This window comes from Limimaricola sp. AA108-03, from assembly GCF_050847355.1.
In the GTDB taxonomy this organism is placed as follows: Bacteria; Pseudomonadota; Alphaproteobacteria; order Rhodobacterales; family Rhodobacteraceae; genus Limimaricola.
On the sequence record NZ_CP193755.1, the window covers coordinates 511629 to 526846 of the forward strand.

The window sequence follows — 15218 nt, forward strand, 5'->3', positions numbered from 1 at the left end:
GAGTTTCAAGATTGCAGGAAGCGGCCATATAGCAAAGCCCCGGCCGCTTGTCTAGGCTGGGGATGGAAGGGAGACGCCAATGACCAACCCATATTTCGACGGGACCGATGCCGACGCGTCGGAGACGGGGCGCGCGGATGATTCCGAGATCGCCCGGCTGCTCGATGCGATCCTGCCGCATGTCGCCTTCGACGGATGGTCCGAGGCCGCGTTCCGCGCCGCCGCGCATGAGACCGGCATGACCGTGCCGCAAGCCCATGCGCTGTGCCCGCGCGGCGCCATCGACCTCGCCGTGGCGCTGCATGATGCGGGTGACCGCGCGATGGTCGAGGCGGTCCGGGCCGCCGATCTGACGGCGATGCGCTACCGCGACCGGGTCGCCTTCGCGCTGCGCGCCCGAATCGAGGCGGTGCGCGACAAGGAGGCGCTGCGCCGCGCCACAGCGCTCTTCGCGCTGCCGCATCACGCGGCCGAGGGCTCGCGCCTGCTGTGGCGCACCGCCGACGCGATCTGGACCGCGTTGGGCGACGCCTCCGACGACGTGAACTGGTACACCAAGCGCGCGACGCTCTCGGGGGTCTGGGCCTCGGTGGTGCTGTACTGGCTCGGCGATGACAGCCTCGATCACCAGGCGACGTGGTCCTTCATCGACCGGCGCATCGATGACGTGATGCGCATCGAGAGCGCCAAGGCCCGCGCCAACAAGTCGGTGCTGCTCAAGCCATTGACCGGGGCGCTGTCCTTCCTGTTCTCCGGCGTGCACGCGCCGCATCACAAGCCGCCGATGGATCTGCCCGGGCATTGGAGCCCGCGTCGATGACCATGCGCGCCGTCGAGATCACCCGCCCCGGCGGGCCCGAAGTCCTGCGCGAGACGACCCGTCCGCGCCCCGAACCGCAGCATGGCGAGGTCCTGATCGACGTGGCCTTCGCAGGGGTGAACCGCCCCGACGCGTTGCAGCGCGCGGGGGCCTATGCCCCGCCGCCAGATGCCTCGGACCTGCCGGGGCTGGAGGTATCGGGCCATGTCGCGGCGATCGGGCCGGGCGTCACGCAATGGGCCGTGGGCGACACGGTCTGCGCACTGACACAGGGTGGCGGCTATGCCGAGGCGGTGGTCGCGCCTGCCTCGCATTGCCTGCCGGTGCCGCGCGGCATGGGCCTTAGGCAGGCGGCGTGTCTGCCCGAAACCTTCTTCACCGTCTGGTCCAACGTCTTCATGCGCGGCGGGCTGAAGGGCGGCGAGCGGTTCCTCGTTCATGGCGGGTCCTCGGGGATCGGCACGACGGCGATCCAGCTCGCGCATGCCTTCGGCGCGCGGGTCTTCGCCACCGCCGGATCCGAGGAGAAATGCGTTGCCTGCGCGCGTCTCGGTGCCGAGCGGGCCATCAACTACCGCGAAACGGATTTCGTCGAGGCGATGCGCGCCGAGGGCGGGGCCGACCTGATCCTCGACATGGTCGGCGGCGACTATGTCGCGCGCAATCTCAAGGCGCTCGCCGATGACGGGCGGCTGGTGCAGATCGCCTTCCTGCAAGGGCCGAAGATGGAGCTGAACCTCGCGCCGCTGATGATGCGCCGCCTGACCATCACCGGCTCGACCTTGCGGCCGCAATCGGTGGCGGCAAAGGCGGCGATCGCCACCGATCTGCGTGCCGAGGTCTGGCCGCTTCTCGATGCGGGTCGCATCGCTCCGGTGATGGACAGCACCTTTCCGCTGGCCGAGGCGGCGGCGGCGCATGCGCGGATGGAAAGCTCGGCCCATATCGGCAAGATCGTGCTCGAGGTCGGTTGAATTCACCTTTTGGCTACGCAACCGCAGGGCCGGGATCCGCGTTTGACGGCATCCTCTGACAGGAAAGGATGCCATCATGGCCGACAAGGGGAAGCCGCAGGACACCAAGGGCGCCGGCAAGCCCGGCAGCCACGCCGAAAAACCCAAGCCCAAGGGCAAGTAGGCACGCGAGGGCGATCGTATCCGCCCTTTCCATCCTATGGATGCATGACCCGGCCCGCGGCGCGCCCGCGGGCCGTTGACGTGCGCGTAACGCGACGTAGCCCTTTGCCGAATGGTCGGTTTGACCCTGTTGCCCGTGCAAATGCCGCGCTACCAATTCCGCGAAAGTTCGAAAGGAGTGGGTGGAGATGAAGATCCTAGTCCCCGTGAAGCGGGTGATCGACTACAACGTGAAGGTCCGTGTGAAGTCGGACGGCACGGGGGTCGACCTGGCGAACGTGAAGATGTCGATGAACCCGTTCGACGAGATCGCGGTCGAGGAGGCGATCCGTCTGAAGGAGGCGGGCGTGGCCACCGAGGTGGTGGCGGTGTCGATCGGCGTGAAGCAGGCGCAGGAGACGCTCCGGACGGCGCTGGCGATGGGCGCGGACCGGGCGATCCTGGTGGTCGCGGCCGAGGCCCCCGACCAGGACATCGAGCCGCTGGCGGTGGCGAAGATCCTCGCCAAGCTGGTCGAGGAGGAGCAGCCCCAGCTGGTGCTCTGCGGCAAGCAGGCGATCGACAACGACATGAACGCCACCGGCCAGATGCTGTCGGCGCTCTTGGGCTGGTCCCAGGCCACCTTCGCCTCCGAGGTGAAGATCGAGGGCGAAGAGGCGCAGGTGACGCGCGAGGTCGATGGCGGGTTGCAGACGATCTCGGTGAAGCTGCCGGCGATCGTCTCGGTGGACCTGCGGCTGAACGAGCCACGCTACGCCTCGCTGCCCAACATCATGAAGGCCAAGAAGAAGCCGCTCGACGAGAAGACGGCGGCGGATTTCGGCGTCGATGTCAGCCCGCGGCTCGAGGTGGTGAAGACCGCCGAGCCGCCGGCGCGCAAGGCGGGGATGATGGTCGGCTCGGTCGATGAGCTGGTCGAGAAACTCAAGGATCTGGGGGTCGTGGGATGAGCGTTCTGCTTCTGGCCGAGGTCACGGACGGCGAACTGAACCGTGACGCCACCGCCCGCGCCGTTTCGGCGGTGCAGGCTCTGGGCGAGGTGACGCTCCTGTGCGTCGGCGCCAAGGCCAAGGACGCGGCGCAGGCCGCCGCCTCGATCGAGGGCGTGGCCCGGGTGCTCTGCGCCGAGGATGCGCTCTATTCGCACCGGCTGGCCGAGCCGGTCGCGGCGCTGGTGGCGCAGCTCGCGGAGGGCCACGAGGTGGTCGCCGCGCCCGCCACCACGGACGCCAAGAACATCATGCCGCGGGTCGCGGCGCTCTTGGACGTGATGATCATCCCCGACGTGCTGGCGCTGCATGGCGACGGCTCGTTCGACCGCCCGGTCTATGCCGGCAACGCGGTGCAGACGGTGAAGTCGCGCGACGCCACCAAGGTCATCACCATCCGCACCACCGGCTTCGAGCCGGCGGCCGACGGTGGGTCGGCCCCGGTCGAGGACGTGGCGCCGGCCGCCGATCCGGGCCTGTCCTCCTGGGTCGAGGACAAGCTGGCCGAGAGCGACCGGCCCGAGCTCACCTCCGCCGGCATCGTGGTGTCGGGCGGCCGCGGCGTCGGCTCGCAGGAGAACTTCGCGCTGATCGAGACGCTGGCCGACAAGCTCGGCGCCGCCGTCGGCGCGTCGCGCGCCGCGGTGGATTCGGGCTTCGCGCCGAACGACTGGCAGGTCGGTCAGACCGGCAAGGTGGTGGCGCCCGCGCTCTACGTCGCGGTCGGCATCTCGGGCGCGATCCAGCATCTCGCGGGGATGAAGGATTCGAAGGTGATCGTGGCGATCAACAAGGACGAGGAGGCGCCGATCTTCCAGGTCGCCGATTACGGCCTCGTCGCCGACCTGTTCACCGCGCTGCCCGAGCTCACCGAGAAGCTCTGAGCCTCGCCCCCCCGACCAAGGGGCCCGGCGCGCCTTCTCCGCGCCGGGCCCGCCCGCCGGCCACTTTGTTCCACAAATACGCAAACCCCGCCGCCAGCCCCCAGCCCCGCCGCCAGCCCAAAAGCCGCAAGCGCTCAGGCCGCCTCCGCGGCCTTCTGCGCGGCAAGGCTCCCGGTCATGGTGCCGAGCGGGATCAGGCAGGCCTGCAGCGCGTGATACAGGTCGGGCTTGCCGAAGAACGGGTCGGATGACGGCTGACCCTGGGCGTCGATTTGCGGGTGCCAGCCGCCATTCTCGCGGTCGATCAGATGCAGCGCCGCGAAATCCCAGAAGCGACGGTACCAGTCCTCGTAAAGGGGATCGCCGTCGAGTTCGGACAGCGCATGGGCCGCGCCGATGCCCTCGCAGATCGGCCACCAGTAGCGTTCGTCGATGGCGGGGCGGTCGTCCCAGCCAAGAGTGTAGTAGAGCCCACCCTTCTCCGTGTCCCAGCCATCCACAACGGCGCGTTCGAACAGGGCACGCGCCGCATCAGGGGCCCAGGCGAGCCTGCGGCCACCGGTCTCGTAGAGCTGAACCAGAAGCCGCGCCCATTCGAGCGAGTGGCCCGGTGTCAGCCCGGCAGGGCGGAACATCGGATCGCCGTCATAGTCGCGGTCAAGGCTCCAATCGGCGTGGAAGTGCTCGGCCAGCCGCCAGCCATTCTCGCGGGCGCGTCGATTGACGATGAGGTCGGCAATCCGCTCGGCCATCTCGAGGTGGCACGCATCGCCGGTGGCCTCGAAGGCGGCCATCAGCGCCTCGGTCAGGTGCATGTTGCAGTTCTGGCCACGATAGGGTTCGGTTTCCCGCCAATCGGCGTCGAAGCCCTCGCGGATCGCACCATGCTCCTCCTCCCAGAACCGTTCGCGGATCACGGTCGTGACGTCGTCGAGCATGGCCTGCGCGTCCTGGTGTCCGGCCAGCTTGGCGCTCGCGGCGGCGAGGAGGACGAAGGCGTGGCCGTAACCCGTCAGGCGCGGATCGGGCACGTCCCGCGCCGTGACGCCCCAGGCATAGCCACTGTTTGACTGGCGGTGCCGTTCGCGCAGGAAGCGCATGCCGTGTTCGACGATCGCCATTGCACCGGGGCGACCCATCAACGCGGCGATGGCATAGCAATGCACCATGCGGGTGGTGACATGGATCTCGCGCAAGCCCTCATCGCGGATCGCCCGGCCCTGCGCGTCAAGCGGGAAGAACCCGCCCTTGGGATCGATGCTCTCGGCCTCGAACAGGCGCAGCAGGTCGTCCGCCTCCCGCGCAAGCCAATGGCGGTGGTCGGGCCGGTCGGTCCAGCGGGTGGCAACGGTCATGAAGGCGTCTCCGGAGTGGTTATCGAGGCAGGGGCGGTGCGGTGGTGTCACGCAGGATCAGTGAGGCATCGAGTTTCTGATGAACGGGGGCGGCGGCGCGGTCTGACAATCGTGCAAGAAGCCGCTCGGCCAAGTGCTGGCCAAGGGTGTAGGGGGCGATCGAAAGGGTGGTCAGCGCCGGCGTGGCCAGCGCGGCGTCGGCGACGTCGTCGAAACCGATCACCGAGACCTCCCGCCCCGGTGTTTCGCCGCGCCGGCCCAAGCCGAGGCAGGCGCCGAGCGCCACCATGTCCCCGTTGCAGACCACGGCCGTCACCTCCGGATGGGTCTCGCGCAGCGTCAGCATGGCGGAGAGGCCGCCGGGCTTGCTGTCTTCGCAAGGGAAGACCAGCGGCGCGCCAAGGCCATGCGCGGCGAGGGCTGCCGCATAGCCTGCGATCCGCTCGGCGCGCGGGGCGCGAGGCGTGGTGCCGCCGAGAAAGGCGATGCGGCGATGGCCGAGTTCCGCGAGGTGGTCGACCGCGCGACCGAGCGCCGCCGCGTTGCGCAGCCCGACATGGTCGAAACCTTCGGCCACGCGGTGCAGGAAGGTGACCACCGGCAGGCGCTGTGCCATGAGGAGGTCGAGCGTGGCGGGGTCGGTGCCGCTTGCCGGTACCCAGATCAGACCACCGCGCATGCTGGCGATCAGGGCGCGCAGATTGCGTCCCTCACGCTCCGCATCGTCGCGGGAATCGAGCACCGAGACGAGATGCCCCGCCCGCTCCAGCCGGTCGCTCACGCCGCTGACGACCTCCGCGTTGAACGGGTTGGCGAGGTGGTGCAGCACTAGACCGATCTCGCGGTTCTCGCCGGAGCGCAGCGCCGCGGCCCGGCCGTCGGGCAGGTAGTTCACCTGCCGCGCCGCCGCGAGCACCCGATCACGCGTCTGGGCCGAGATCCGTCCCGTGCCGCGCAGCACCTGACTGACCGTCGCGGTCGAGACGCCGGCCGCCGCGGCGACGGTGCTGAGCTTGGGTCTGTGTGCCATGGTCTCCGTTCCGCCAAGGCAGCAAGTGCTTTCCAGACATCAGATACAACGTTATACCTTGGCCGCGCAACGCCTGTCTGCCGAAGCGGCGGCGCGACCAGTCCTGTCGGCGAGGAGGAAACCGCATGACATCCGTTCCGCAGCCAACCGCCGACCCGCGCGGTTTTCTGGAGACGCTCTTCCGCGCCGCCGTCGCGCGGGCCGATCCGATGGAGGTGATGGCCGATCACCTGCCGCCGCGCCCCGAGGGACGTCTGCTGGTGATCGGGGCGGGCAAGGCCAGCGCCCGCATGGCCGAAGCTGTGGAGGCGGTCTATGGCCCTTGCGAGGGGCTGGTGCTGACGCGCTACGGCTATGCGCGGCCCTGCCAAGGCATCGAGATCGTCGAGGCGGCGCATCCGGTGCCGGACCGGGCCGGGCTCGAGGCGACGGCGCGGTTGCTCGACATGGTGGCGGGGCTGGGGCCCGAGGATCACGTGCTGGCGCTGATCTCGGGAGGCGGCTCGGCGCTGCTTTGCGCGCCGCCCGAAGGGATGAAGCTGGAGGACAAGCAGGCGGTGAACGAGGCGCTTTTGTCCTCTGGCGCGCCGATCTCGGCGATGAACGTGGTGCGCAAGCAGCTGAGCCGCGTGAAGGGCGGTCGGCTCGGCGCGGCCTGCGCTCCTGCGCGGCTCCTGACATTGGTGATTTCGGACGTGCCCGGCGATGATCCGTCGGAGATCGCTTCCGGGCCCACCGTGGCCGACACCAGCACGCCCGAACAGGCGCTGAAGATCATCGAGCGCTGGAACATCGCGGTACCGGCTTCGGCCCGCGCGGCATTGGCGGCGGGGCTCGATCCGGTACGTCCCGGCGATCCCCGGCTGACCCGGGCCGAGACCCGGATCGTAGCGGCGCCGTCGCAATCGCTTGAAGCGGCCGCGACGCTTGCCCGGCAGGCGGGCTGCGAGGTCCGGATGCTGGGCGACGCCTTGGAGGGGGAGGCGCGCGATCTGGCGCGGGAGCAGGCCCGCATGGCGCGCGAGATCGCGGAGGCGATGGCGCCGGGCGACATACCTGTGCTGCTCCTATCGGGCGGTGAATGCACGGTAACCCGTCGTGGCAAGGGGCGCGGCGGTCCGAATGCCGAGTTCGCGCTGGCCGCCGCGATCGCGCTGGAGGGGGATCCACGGATCCACGTGCTGGCCTGCGACACGGATGGGGTCGACGGCTCGGACGAGGTGGCCGGGGCCTGTGCCGGGCCGGACACGCTGGCCAAGGCGGGGCGGGAGGCTGCGGAGACGGCGCTCGCGGAGAACGACGCCCATGGATTCTTCGCCCGCGTCGAGGAGCAGGTCGTGACCGGACCGACCCTGACCAATGTCAATGATTTCAGGGCATTACTCATCCTCCCGCGGAGCTGAGTGGCGAAGGTCTCTCTGAGAGAGCGAAGGCTGGCGGCGCGGACTGCCAGCTTTCCGATGCGGCGCTGCAGCATCGAAAATCCGTTGCTTTAACGAAATACCAATTGCCGAAACCGGTTTCGGAAACGAGCTTCGAATCAAGGGAGATTCGAAGTGACCAAGGCAATCCACGATCGCGAGGAGGGCAGGGCGCAGCCGGGGCGGGTGACGATCACCGCGCTGTCGGCGGCTTTGGGGCTCAGCAAGAGCACGGTGAGCCGTGCGCTGAACGGCTATCCCGACATCTCCGAGCGAACCCGTCTCAGGGTGCGCCGGGGCGCCGAAACCATGGGTTATCGGCCGCTCAGCCACGCGCAGGCGATCCGGACCGGGCGGGTGCGGGCGCTCGGTCTCGTGGTGCAGATCGGCGACCACGACGCCCAGCGCCCTTTCCTGGCGGATTTCCTCGCCGGCATTTCCGTGGCGGCGAGCGCCGAGGGCTGGACCCTCACCGTGGCCACGGCCGACAGCGAGGCCGACGCGGTCCGCACCATGGAGCAGCTGGTCGAGGACCGCAAAGCAGATGGCTTCATCCTGCCGCGAACCCTGTCGCATGACGCCCGCGTGGCGCTGCTGCGTGCCCGCGACGTGCCCTTCGTGATGTTCGGCCGCACCGCCGATCCCGAGGGCTGCGCCTGGTTCGACATGCTTGGCGAGGAGGCGATGCGCGACGCGGTGCTGCATCTTGCCGGTCTCGGCCACCGTCGCATCGCCTTCGTCAATGGCGGCACCGCCTATAATTACAGCCGTCTGCGGCTACAGGGTTACCGCGAAGGTCTGGCCCAGGCGGGGTTGCCGGAGGATTCGGCGTTGATCCGTGGCGGCGCGCTCAACACCGCCGACGGCACGCGCGAGACCCTAGCGCTTTTGGCGCTTGCGGAACCGCCCACGGCGGTGGCCTTCGCGGTCGATCACGCGGCGCTGGGGCTCTACCGCGCCTGCGCCGGTCTCGGCCTCGCTGTGGGCCGCGACGTCTCGGTCATAAGCTATGACGGCGTGCCGGACGGCGCCCATGTGGAGCCGCCGCTGTCTTCCTTCACGGTCGACACGCGCGCGGCGGGGCAGCGGCTCGCGGAGCTGCTGATCGCCCGCATCCGGGGCGCCGCCCCAGAAACACTGCGGGAGACCGCCCGCGCCGCCTTCGCGGATCGCGGCTCTGCCGGTCCGCCCCGGCTGAGTTCCGAGGCGCTGTCGAAGCGCCTTGCCACCGCAACCACATGATTTTCACCAAGGGAGGAGACATCATGACCCACAGGACCCGCCTGATGACCGGCGCGGCGCTGATCGCGCTGGGCGCCGGGGCCGCACAGGCCGAGGAGCTGCGCTTCTGGACCACCGAGGAGCAGCCCGAGCGGCTTGCCGCGCAGCAGGAGCTGGCGGCCGAGTTCGAGGCGGCCTCGGGCCACTCGGTCGAGGTTATCCCGGTCACCGAGAGCGATCTGGGCACCCGCGCCACCGCCGCCTATGCGGCGGGCGACCTGCCGGACGTGATCTATCACACGCTGCAATACGCGCTGCCCTGGGCCGAGGCGGGCATCCTCGACATCGATGCCGCGACCGACGTGATCGAGAACCTCGGCGAGGATACCTTCGCGCCCGGCGCGCTCGAGATGGCGGCGCTGGAGGGCGGTGGCTATGCCAGCGTACCGGTCGATGGCTGGACCCAGATGATCATCTACCGCAAGGACCTCTTCGAAGAGGCCGGTCTCGAAGCGCCGACCTCCTTCGACGCGGTGCGCGCGGCGATCGAGGCGCTGCACAACCCGCCCGAGATGTACGGCTTCGTCGCCGCCACCAAGGTCGACGAGAACTTCATGAGCCAGGTGCTCGAGCACGTCTTCCTCGCCAATGGCGTCTCGCCGGTCGGGCCCGAGGGCGCGCAGCCGCTCGACGAGCAGAAGACCGTCGAGGTTCTGGAGTTCTACAAGGCCATCGCCGAGGCCAGCCCTCCGGGCGAGCTTTACTGGGACCAGTCGCGCTCGCTCTACTTCTCGGGCAACGCGGCGATGATCATCTGGTCGCCCTTCATCCTCGACGAGCTTGCCGGGCTGCGCGACAGCAACCCGCCCACGATCAACGACGATCCGACATCGCCGGAGTTGGCCTCCATGACCGGCATCGTCACCAACTTCTCGGGCCCCTCTAACCCCGAGGGCGCGGCCTGGGCCGATATCCGCTACTTCGGCATCACCAACGACGCCTCGACCGACGCGGCGATGGAATTCGTCGAGTTCTCGATGAACGAGGGCTACACCAAGACGCTGTCGATCGCGCCCGAGGGCAAGTTCCCGGTGCGGCGCGGCACCGCCGAGAACCCGGAAGAGTTCTCGGAAGCCTGGGCCGCCCTGCCGATGGGCGTCGACCGCAAGAAGCCGATGTCCGAACTCTACGATCAGGCGATGATCGACGAGATCGTCGGCGGGCTCGACGTGGCCAAGCGCTGGGGCGTCGAGGAGGGGCAGCTGGCGCTGGCCTCCAAGATGATCAACTCTCAGGCCATCAACCGCATCGTGCGCCAGTACATCGACGGGCAGATCGAAGCCCCGGCCGCCGTTCAGGCCATGAACGACGAGCTGGCCGCGATCCAGTGATCGTGGCCGGGCGGCCCTGCGCGTTCCTCCCCGCGCGGGGCCGCCCCCCATTCCCCATTATTCATCCGCCATCCGCGAGGACCGGACCATGACCGCCCAGACCCCACGAAGTGGGACAGTGCCGCTCGGCCAGAGCGCCGAGACGAGCCGCCCCGCGCCGAAACCGCCCAAGGGCCGCAACCCGCTGGAACGCCGTGAGGCGCGGCTGGCCTGGGGGCTCCTGCTGCCCACCGTCGCCGCCGTGACCCTCGTGGTGGTGCTGCCGCTCATCGCGATCTTCTGGATCAGCGTGAAGCCCGTGGGGCTCGCCGATCTGCGGCCACCGGTCCCGGTGGTCAGCGAGGATCTGCGCGGCCGCCCCGAGGCGGTCGGCGACGAGGCCACGCTGCGCTACCGTCTGCGCAATTCGAGCCAGGACCAGGTGATCTCGGGCGTGGTGCTGACCGACACGCTGCCCGAGGGGCTGGAGATCGGCGAGATCGATCCGCGTTGCGCGCTCGACGGTCTGGAAATGACCTGCGACCTCGGCGATTTCGAGGGCGGCCACCGCGAGACCATCGAGATCCCCGTCACCATCGGGCAGGCCTTCGCCGATGCCGGGATGGAGCTGCCCGACAGCCCGCCGGGGCTCACCGGGCGCGCCTCCAACGTGCTGACCTCCGGCAATTTCACCTTCGAGAACTTCGCCCGCATCTTCGACGGTGCCGAGTTCTGGAGCGTGCTCTGGGTGACGCTGGTCTACACCGTCTTCGGCACGATCGGGGCGTTGGTCTTCGGCCTCTTCGCGGCGCTGCTGCTGGACAAGTCGTTCCGGGGGCAGGGGGTGCTGCGCGGCCTCTATCTCTTTCCCTACGTGGCCCCCGTGATCGCGGTTGCCTTCACCTGGATCATCCTGTTCGACCCGTTCTCGGGCTCGGCCAACGCGCTCTTGATCCAGATGGGCGTGACCAACGAGGCGATCAACTTCTTCGGCCAGCGGCCGCTCGCGTTGATCATGGTGATCCTGTTCGAGGTCTGGCGCTACTTCCCGCTCTCGTTCCTCTTCATCCTCGCCCGGATGCAGTCGATCGACACCGACATGTACGAGGCCGCCGACATGGATGGCGCCAGCCCGTTCCAGCAATTCTGGTACCTGTCGATGCCGCAGCTCCTCGGTATCCTGTCGGTGCTGTTCCTGCTGCGCTTCATCTGGACCTTCAACAAGTTCGACGACATCTTCCTGCTCACCGGGGGCAACGCAGGCACCCGCACCCTCACCGTCAACGTCTACGAACAGGCCTTCGCCGTCTCCAACATCGGCGCCGGGGCGGCCGTGGCCGTGGTCATCTTCGCCTGCCTCTTGGTGTTCAGCTTCCTGTTCTTCCGCTTCATCAGCCAGGAGGAGGGGCTATGAGCATGTTCCGTCACGGATACGTCGCCGGGCCGCTCTTGGGCCTTCTCTGGGCACTGGTCATCGCCACCACCACCGCCGTCGTCTTTTCCTTCGCCACGGGCGGCGCCTACCGTCCCGGTGGCGTCGGCGCGGGGCTTCTCGGGGCGGGCTTGGGCGCGCTGGCCGTGGCCATGCCGCGGCTGGCCGGGCCGGTGGGCCTCATCCTCGGCGCGCTCCTCGCCGTCACGCCGGTTGCGGCGGTGGTCACCGGGCCGGACGTCACGCTCTGGACCGCGCTACTGGCGGGCGGCGTCGCCGGGGCCGCCACCGGCTGGCCGATCGCTTCGATGATGCAGGGCTGCCGTCCCGGTCCGCTCACCCGGCACGAATTCGAGGCCGCGGTGATCCGCTTCCTCACCGGCTTTGGCTACATCTTCTTCACCGCCATCGTCGCCATCCCCTTCTACGTGATGGTGATGACCTCGCTGAAGAACCAGTCCGAGCTGATCCAGAACCCGCTCGACTTCTCGATCGACCTGTCCAAGGGCTGGGGGCTGTTTCGCAGCTATGCCGAGCTGTTCGGCCAGTTCAACTTCGGCAGCTACCTGTGGACCTCGTTCCTGGTCTCGGTGCTCACCGTGATCATTACGCTGATCTTCGCCATTCCCGGCGCCTACGCGGTGGCGCGGCTGCGCTTCGCGGGCCGGGCGGCGATCTCGCGCTCGATCCTGCTGATCTACATGGTGCCGATGATCGTTCTGGCGCTGCCGATCTACATCGCCTTCTCGATGCTGGGCTTGCGGAACTCGATCTTCGGCATCGTCCTGATCTACCCGGTCACCACGATCCCGGTCGCGCTCTACATGCTGCAGGGCTATTTCCGCGGGCTGCCGGCCGAGATCGAGGAGGCCGGCTTGATGGACGGGCTGTCGCGGCTCAAGGTGATCTGGCAGATCACCCTGCCGCTGTCGATGCCGGCACTGGCCTCCGTCTCGCTCTACGTCTTCATGATCGCGTGGAACGAGTTCCTGCTGGCCTTCATGCTGCTCGACGACCCGTCGAAATTCACGCTCACCCGCGGCATCGCCGCGCTCAACTCCTCCGAGATCCCGCGCCAGCACCTGATGGCGGGCTCCGTGATCGCCACCGTGCCGATCATGGCGCTGTTCCTCGGGCTCGAACGCTTCATGACCAAAGGCCTCACCGCAGGCTCCGTCAAAGGATGACTTCCATGACCACTCCCCGCATTTCGCCCGCCCTCGACGAACAGGCTCGCGCGATCCTTACGGGCAACGACCGTGGCGGCTACACCGTGCCGACCGACGGGCTCTATCCCTACCAGTGGAACTGGGACAGCGCCTTCGCCGCCTGGGGCTTCTCGACCTTCGACCTCGACCGGGCCTGGACCGAGCTCGACACGCTGTTCTCGGCCCAGTGGGAGGACGGCATGGTGCCGCACATCATCTTCCACAAGCCCGATCCGGGCTACTTTCCCGGCCCCGACGTCTGGGGCACGGGCAAGTCGCCCGCCACCTCCGGCATCAGCCAGCCGCCCGTGGCCGCGACCATGGCCCGCCTGATCCTCGACACGGACCCCGAGGCGGGGCGTGAGCGAATCGCCGCGCTCTATCCGAAGATGCTGGCCTGGCATCGCTGGTGGCGCGACTACCGCTGCGGCTCGGGCGTGGTCGCGATCACCCATCCGTGGGAATCCGGGCGCGACAACTGTCCTGACTGGGACATCGGCATGAGCAATGTCGACGGCTCGAATGTCGGCGAATACACCCGCCGCGACACCGGTCACGTCGACCCGTCGATGCGCCCGGGAAAGGCGGATTACGACCGCTACATCGCCATGGTGCAGTTCGGCCGCGACTGCGGCTGGGACCAGGGCGAGATCGTGAAGAACGGCCCGTTCCTGATGGCCGATCCGGGCATCACCTTCATCCTGCTGCGCGCGCATGACGACCTCGCCGCCATGGGCCGGACATTGGGCCACGACGTGAGCGAGATCGAGGGCTGGGCCGCCGATCTGCGCGCCGCCGTGCCCTCGATCTGGAACCCCGAAACGCGCGGCTATGACGCGCGCGATCTGAAGACGGGCCGCTTCGCGAACCGGATCGGTTCGGCCGCCTTCCTCGCCTATCTGGCGGGGGGCGAGGACCCGGAACTGGACGCGCGCATGACCGAGCTGTGGGACGCCGTTCGCTACGGCTTTCCCTCGGCCGACCCGGCCTCGGCAGAGTTCGATCCGCGCCGCTACTGGCGCGGCCCCTCCTGGCCGGTGGTCAATGCGCTGATGGCGATCGGGCTGAAGGACCGGGGCCACCATGCGGCCGCCGAGCGGCTGCGCCGCGAAACGGCGGAGCTGATCTCCGAACACGGTTTCTTCGAGTATTTCGATCCCATGGACGGCACGCCTTGCGGCGGCGATGCCTTCACCTGGACGGCGGCGATCTGGCTCACCTGGGCGGGAACGGCCGCTGACGCGAAAGGAGGTGCGTGATGTCATCCATCGAGCTCAGGGGCGTCGAGAAATGGTTCGGCAACGTCCAGGTCATCAAGGGCGTGGACCTCGCCATCGAGGAGGGCGAGTTCGTCATCTTCGTCGGGCCGTCGGGCTGCGGAAAATCGACGCTGCTGCGGATGATTGCCGGGCTCGAGGGCACCTCGCGCGGGCAGATCATGGTGGGCGGGCGCGACGCCACCGCCGAGCCGCCGTCGAAGCGCGGCCTCGCCATGGTGTTCCAGTCCTACGCGCTCTACCCGCACATGTCGGTGGCCGAGAACATGGGATTTTCGCTCAAGGCCGCAGGCGTGAAACCCGCGGAGCGGCAGGCCCAGGTGGCCGAGGCGGCCCGGGTACTCAGGCTTGAGGAGTATCTCGACCGCAGGCCCCGCGACCTGTCCGGCGGGCAGCGACAGCGCGTGGCGATCGGCCGCTCGATCGTGCGCGATCCGACCGCCTTCCTGTTCGACGAGCCGCTGTCGAACCTCGACGCGGCGCTGCGCGTGGAGATGCGCTACGAGATCGCCAAGCTGCACCAGACGCTGAAATCGACGATGATCTACGTCACCCACGACCAGATCGAGGCGATGACGCTCGCGGACCGGATCGTGGTGCTCGAGGCGGGCCGCATCGCACAGGTCGGCACGCCGAAGGAACTCTACGAGCACCCCGCCAATCTCTTCGTGGCGCAGTTCATCGGTAGCCCCAAGATGAACGTGCTGCCCTGCCGCACTTCGCGCGGCGAATGGCAGATCGAAGGCGGCCGCGGCGGCGCCTATGCGGGCACCGGCGAGGCGGTGACGCTCGGGATTCGGCCCGAGCATATCGCGCTGCTACCCGAGGGGCAGGGGGCCTGCGACGGTACGGTGGACCTGCTCGAATATCTCGGTGCGGACACCTATGTGATCGTCGATTGCGGCGACGCGCTGGGCAAGATCACCCTGCGGGTGATCGGCGGCTCGGACCTGAAGCCGGGCCAGCGCGTGGGGCTGGGTTTCGACACGGAACGGATGCATTTCTTCGATGCGCAGGGCGCGGCCGTGTCCTGACCTGCCCGCGTTGCCCGGCGGGAGGGCATCCTGGTTCGATC

Annotated in this window: 13 protein-coding genes; 11 read left to right on the forward strand and 2 right to left on the reverse strand. The window is 68.6% G+C overall.

The genetic code is table 11. The features are described from left to right. The first annotated feature begins 79 nt into the window (after nt 1–79). From ACRAQ3_RS02645 to ACRAQ3_RS02660, 4 genes are all read left to right on the forward strand, one after another. Nucleotides 80–820, forward strand: coding sequence for a COQ9 family protein (locus tag ACRAQ3_RS02645; RefSeq protein ID WP_432255570.1), 741 nt, complete (start codon nt 80–82; stop codon nt 818–820). Continuing rightward, nucleotides 817–1794: an NAD(P)H-quinone oxidoreductase gene (locus tag ACRAQ3_RS02650; protein ID WP_432255571.1), complete on the forward strand. Its 978-nt coding sequence runs from the start codon at nt 817–819 to the stop codon at nt 1792–1794. The genes ACRAQ3_RS02645 and ACRAQ3_RS02650 overlap by 4 nt, the downstream gene beginning before the upstream one ends. A 350-nt stretch (nt 1795–2144) precedes the next feature. Next, on the forward strand, nt 2145–2906 hold the full coding sequence (locus ACRAQ3_RS02655; RefSeq protein ID WP_269398383.1) for an electron transfer flavoprotein subunit beta/FixA family protein: 762 nt from the start codon (nt 2145–2147) through the stop codon (nt 2904–2906). Further along, nucleotides 2903–3829, forward strand: a complete 927-nt coding sequence (locus tag ACRAQ3_RS02660; RefSeq protein ID WP_432255572.1) for an electron transfer flavoprotein subunit alpha/FixB family protein — start codon at nt 2903–2905, stop codon at nt 3827–3829. The genes ACRAQ3_RS02655 and ACRAQ3_RS02660 overlap by 4 nt, the downstream gene beginning before the upstream one ends. Before the next feature lie 134 nt (nt 3830–3963). Here the strand turns inward: ACRAQ3_RS02660 and ACRAQ3_RS02665 are convergent, their stop codons facing one another. Next, the gene (locus ACRAQ3_RS02665; protein ID WP_432255573.1) at nt 3964–5184 is read right to left on the reverse strand and encodes an AGE family epimerase/isomerase; all 1221 of its coding nucleotides are present in this window, start codon (nt 5182–5184) and stop codon (nt 3964–3966) included. A gap of 19 nt (nt 5185–5203) precedes the next feature. Then, a complete protein-coding gene (locus ACRAQ3_RS02670) occupies nt 5204–6214 on the reverse strand; it encodes a LacI family DNA-binding transcriptional regulator (protein ID WP_432255574.1) in 1011 nt (336 codons plus the stop codon). Nucleotides 6215–6339: 125 nt separating this feature from the next. Here ACRAQ3_RS02670 and ACRAQ3_RS02675 point away from each other — a divergent pair, with 125 nt between their 5' ends. The 7 genes from ACRAQ3_RS02675 (at nt 6340) to ACRAQ3_RS02705 (ending at nt 15177) form a co-directional block, all read left to right on the forward strand. Continuing rightward, nucleotides 6340–7617: a glycerate kinase type-2 family protein gene (locus tag ACRAQ3_RS02675; RefSeq protein ID WP_432255575.1), complete on the forward strand. Its 1278-nt coding sequence runs from the start codon at nt 6340–6342 to the stop codon at nt 7615–7617. A gap of 153 nt (nt 7618–7770) precedes the next feature. Next, nucleotides 7771–8877 (forward strand): LacI family DNA-binding transcriptional regulator, encoded by a 1107-nt coding sequence (locus ACRAQ3_RS02680; RefSeq protein ID WP_432255576.1) that lies wholly within the window; start codon nt 7771–7773, stop codon nt 8875–8877. Nucleotides 8878–8900: 23 nt separating this feature from the next. Further along, nucleotides 8901–10247: an ABC transporter substrate-binding protein gene (locus ACRAQ3_RS02685; protein ID WP_432255577.1), complete on the forward strand. Its 1347-nt coding sequence runs from the start codon at nt 8901–8903 to the stop codon at nt 10245–10247. A gap of 88 nt (nt 10248–10335) precedes the next feature. Further along, a complete protein-coding gene (locus tag ACRAQ3_RS02690) occupies nt 10336–11640 on the forward strand; it encodes an ABC transporter permease subunit (RefSeq protein ID WP_432255578.1) in 1305 nt (434 codons plus the stop codon). Then, nucleotides 11637–12845, forward strand: coding sequence for a carbohydrate ABC transporter permease (locus ACRAQ3_RS02695; protein WP_432255579.1), 1209 nt, complete (start codon nt 11637–11639; stop codon nt 12843–12845). Before ACRAQ3_RS02690 ends, ACRAQ3_RS02695 begins: the two co-directional genes overlap by 4 nt. A gap of 5 nt (nt 12846–12850) precedes the next feature. Then, nucleotides 12851–14125 carry an MGH1-like glycoside hydrolase domain-containing protein gene (locus ACRAQ3_RS02700; protein WP_432255580.1) on the forward strand — a complete coding sequence of 425 codons (1275 nt, stop codon included), beginning with the start codon at nt 12851–12853 and terminating at the stop codon, nt 14123–14125. Continuing rightward, nucleotides 14125–15177: an ABC transporter ATP-binding protein gene (locus tag ACRAQ3_RS02705; RefSeq protein ID WP_432255581.1), complete on the forward strand. Its 1053-nt coding sequence runs from the start codon at nt 14125–14127 to the stop codon at nt 15175–15177. The genes ACRAQ3_RS02700 and ACRAQ3_RS02705 overlap by 1 nt, the downstream gene beginning before the upstream one ends. Nucleotides 15178–15218 lie beyond the last annotated feature (41 nt).

What these genes read in the sequence shown, in the direction of transcription:
- ACRAQ3_RS02645 (WP_432255570.1), top strand. Translation starts at nt 80, where the DNA reads ATGACCAACCCATATTTCGACGGGACCGATGCCGACGCGTCGGAGACG.
- ACRAQ3_RS02650 (WP_432255571.1), top strand. Translation starts at nt 817, where the DNA reads ATGACCATGCGCGCCGTCGAGATCACCCGCCCCGGCGGGCCCGAAGTC.
- ACRAQ3_RS02655 (WP_269398383.1), top strand. Translation starts at nt 2,145, where the DNA reads ATGAAGATCCTAGTCCCCGTGAAGCGGGTGATCGACTACAACGTGAAG.
- ACRAQ3_RS02660 (WP_432255572.1), top strand. Translation starts at nt 2,903, where the DNA reads ATGAGCGTTCTGCTTCTGGCCGAGGTCACGGACGGCGAACTGAACCGT.
- ACRAQ3_RS02665 (WP_432255573.1), bottom strand. Translation starts at nt 5,184, where the DNA reads ATGACCGTTGCCACCCGCTGGACCGACCGGCCCGACCACCGCCATTGG.
- ACRAQ3_RS02670 (WP_432255574.1), bottom strand. Translation starts at nt 6,214, where the DNA reads ATGGCACACAGACCCAAGCTCAGCACCGTCGCCGCGGCGGCCGGCGTC.
- ACRAQ3_RS02675 (WP_432255575.1), top strand. Translation starts at nt 6,340, where the DNA reads ATGACATCCGTTCCGCAGCCAACCGCCGACCCGCGCGGTTTTCTGGAG.
- ACRAQ3_RS02685 (WP_432255577.1), top strand. Translation starts at nt 8,901, where the DNA reads ATGACCCACAGGACCCGCCTGATGACCGGCGCGGCGCTGATCGCGCTG.
- ACRAQ3_RS02690 (WP_432255578.1), top strand. Translation starts at nt 10,336, where the DNA reads ATGACCGCCCAGACCCCACGAAGTGGGACAGTGCCGCTCGGCCAGAGC.
- ACRAQ3_RS02695 (WP_432255579.1), top strand. Translation starts at nt 11,637, where the DNA reads ATGAGCATGTTCCGTCACGGATACGTCGCCGGGCCGCTCTTGGGCCTT.
- ACRAQ3_RS02700 (WP_432255580.1), top strand. Translation starts at nt 12,851, where the DNA reads ATGACCACTCCCCGCATTTCGCCCGCCCTCGACGAACAGGCTCGCGCG.
- ACRAQ3_RS02705 (WP_432255581.1), top strand. Translation starts at nt 14,125, where the DNA reads ATGTCATCCATCGAGCTCAGGGGCGTCGAGAAATGGTTCGGCAACGTC.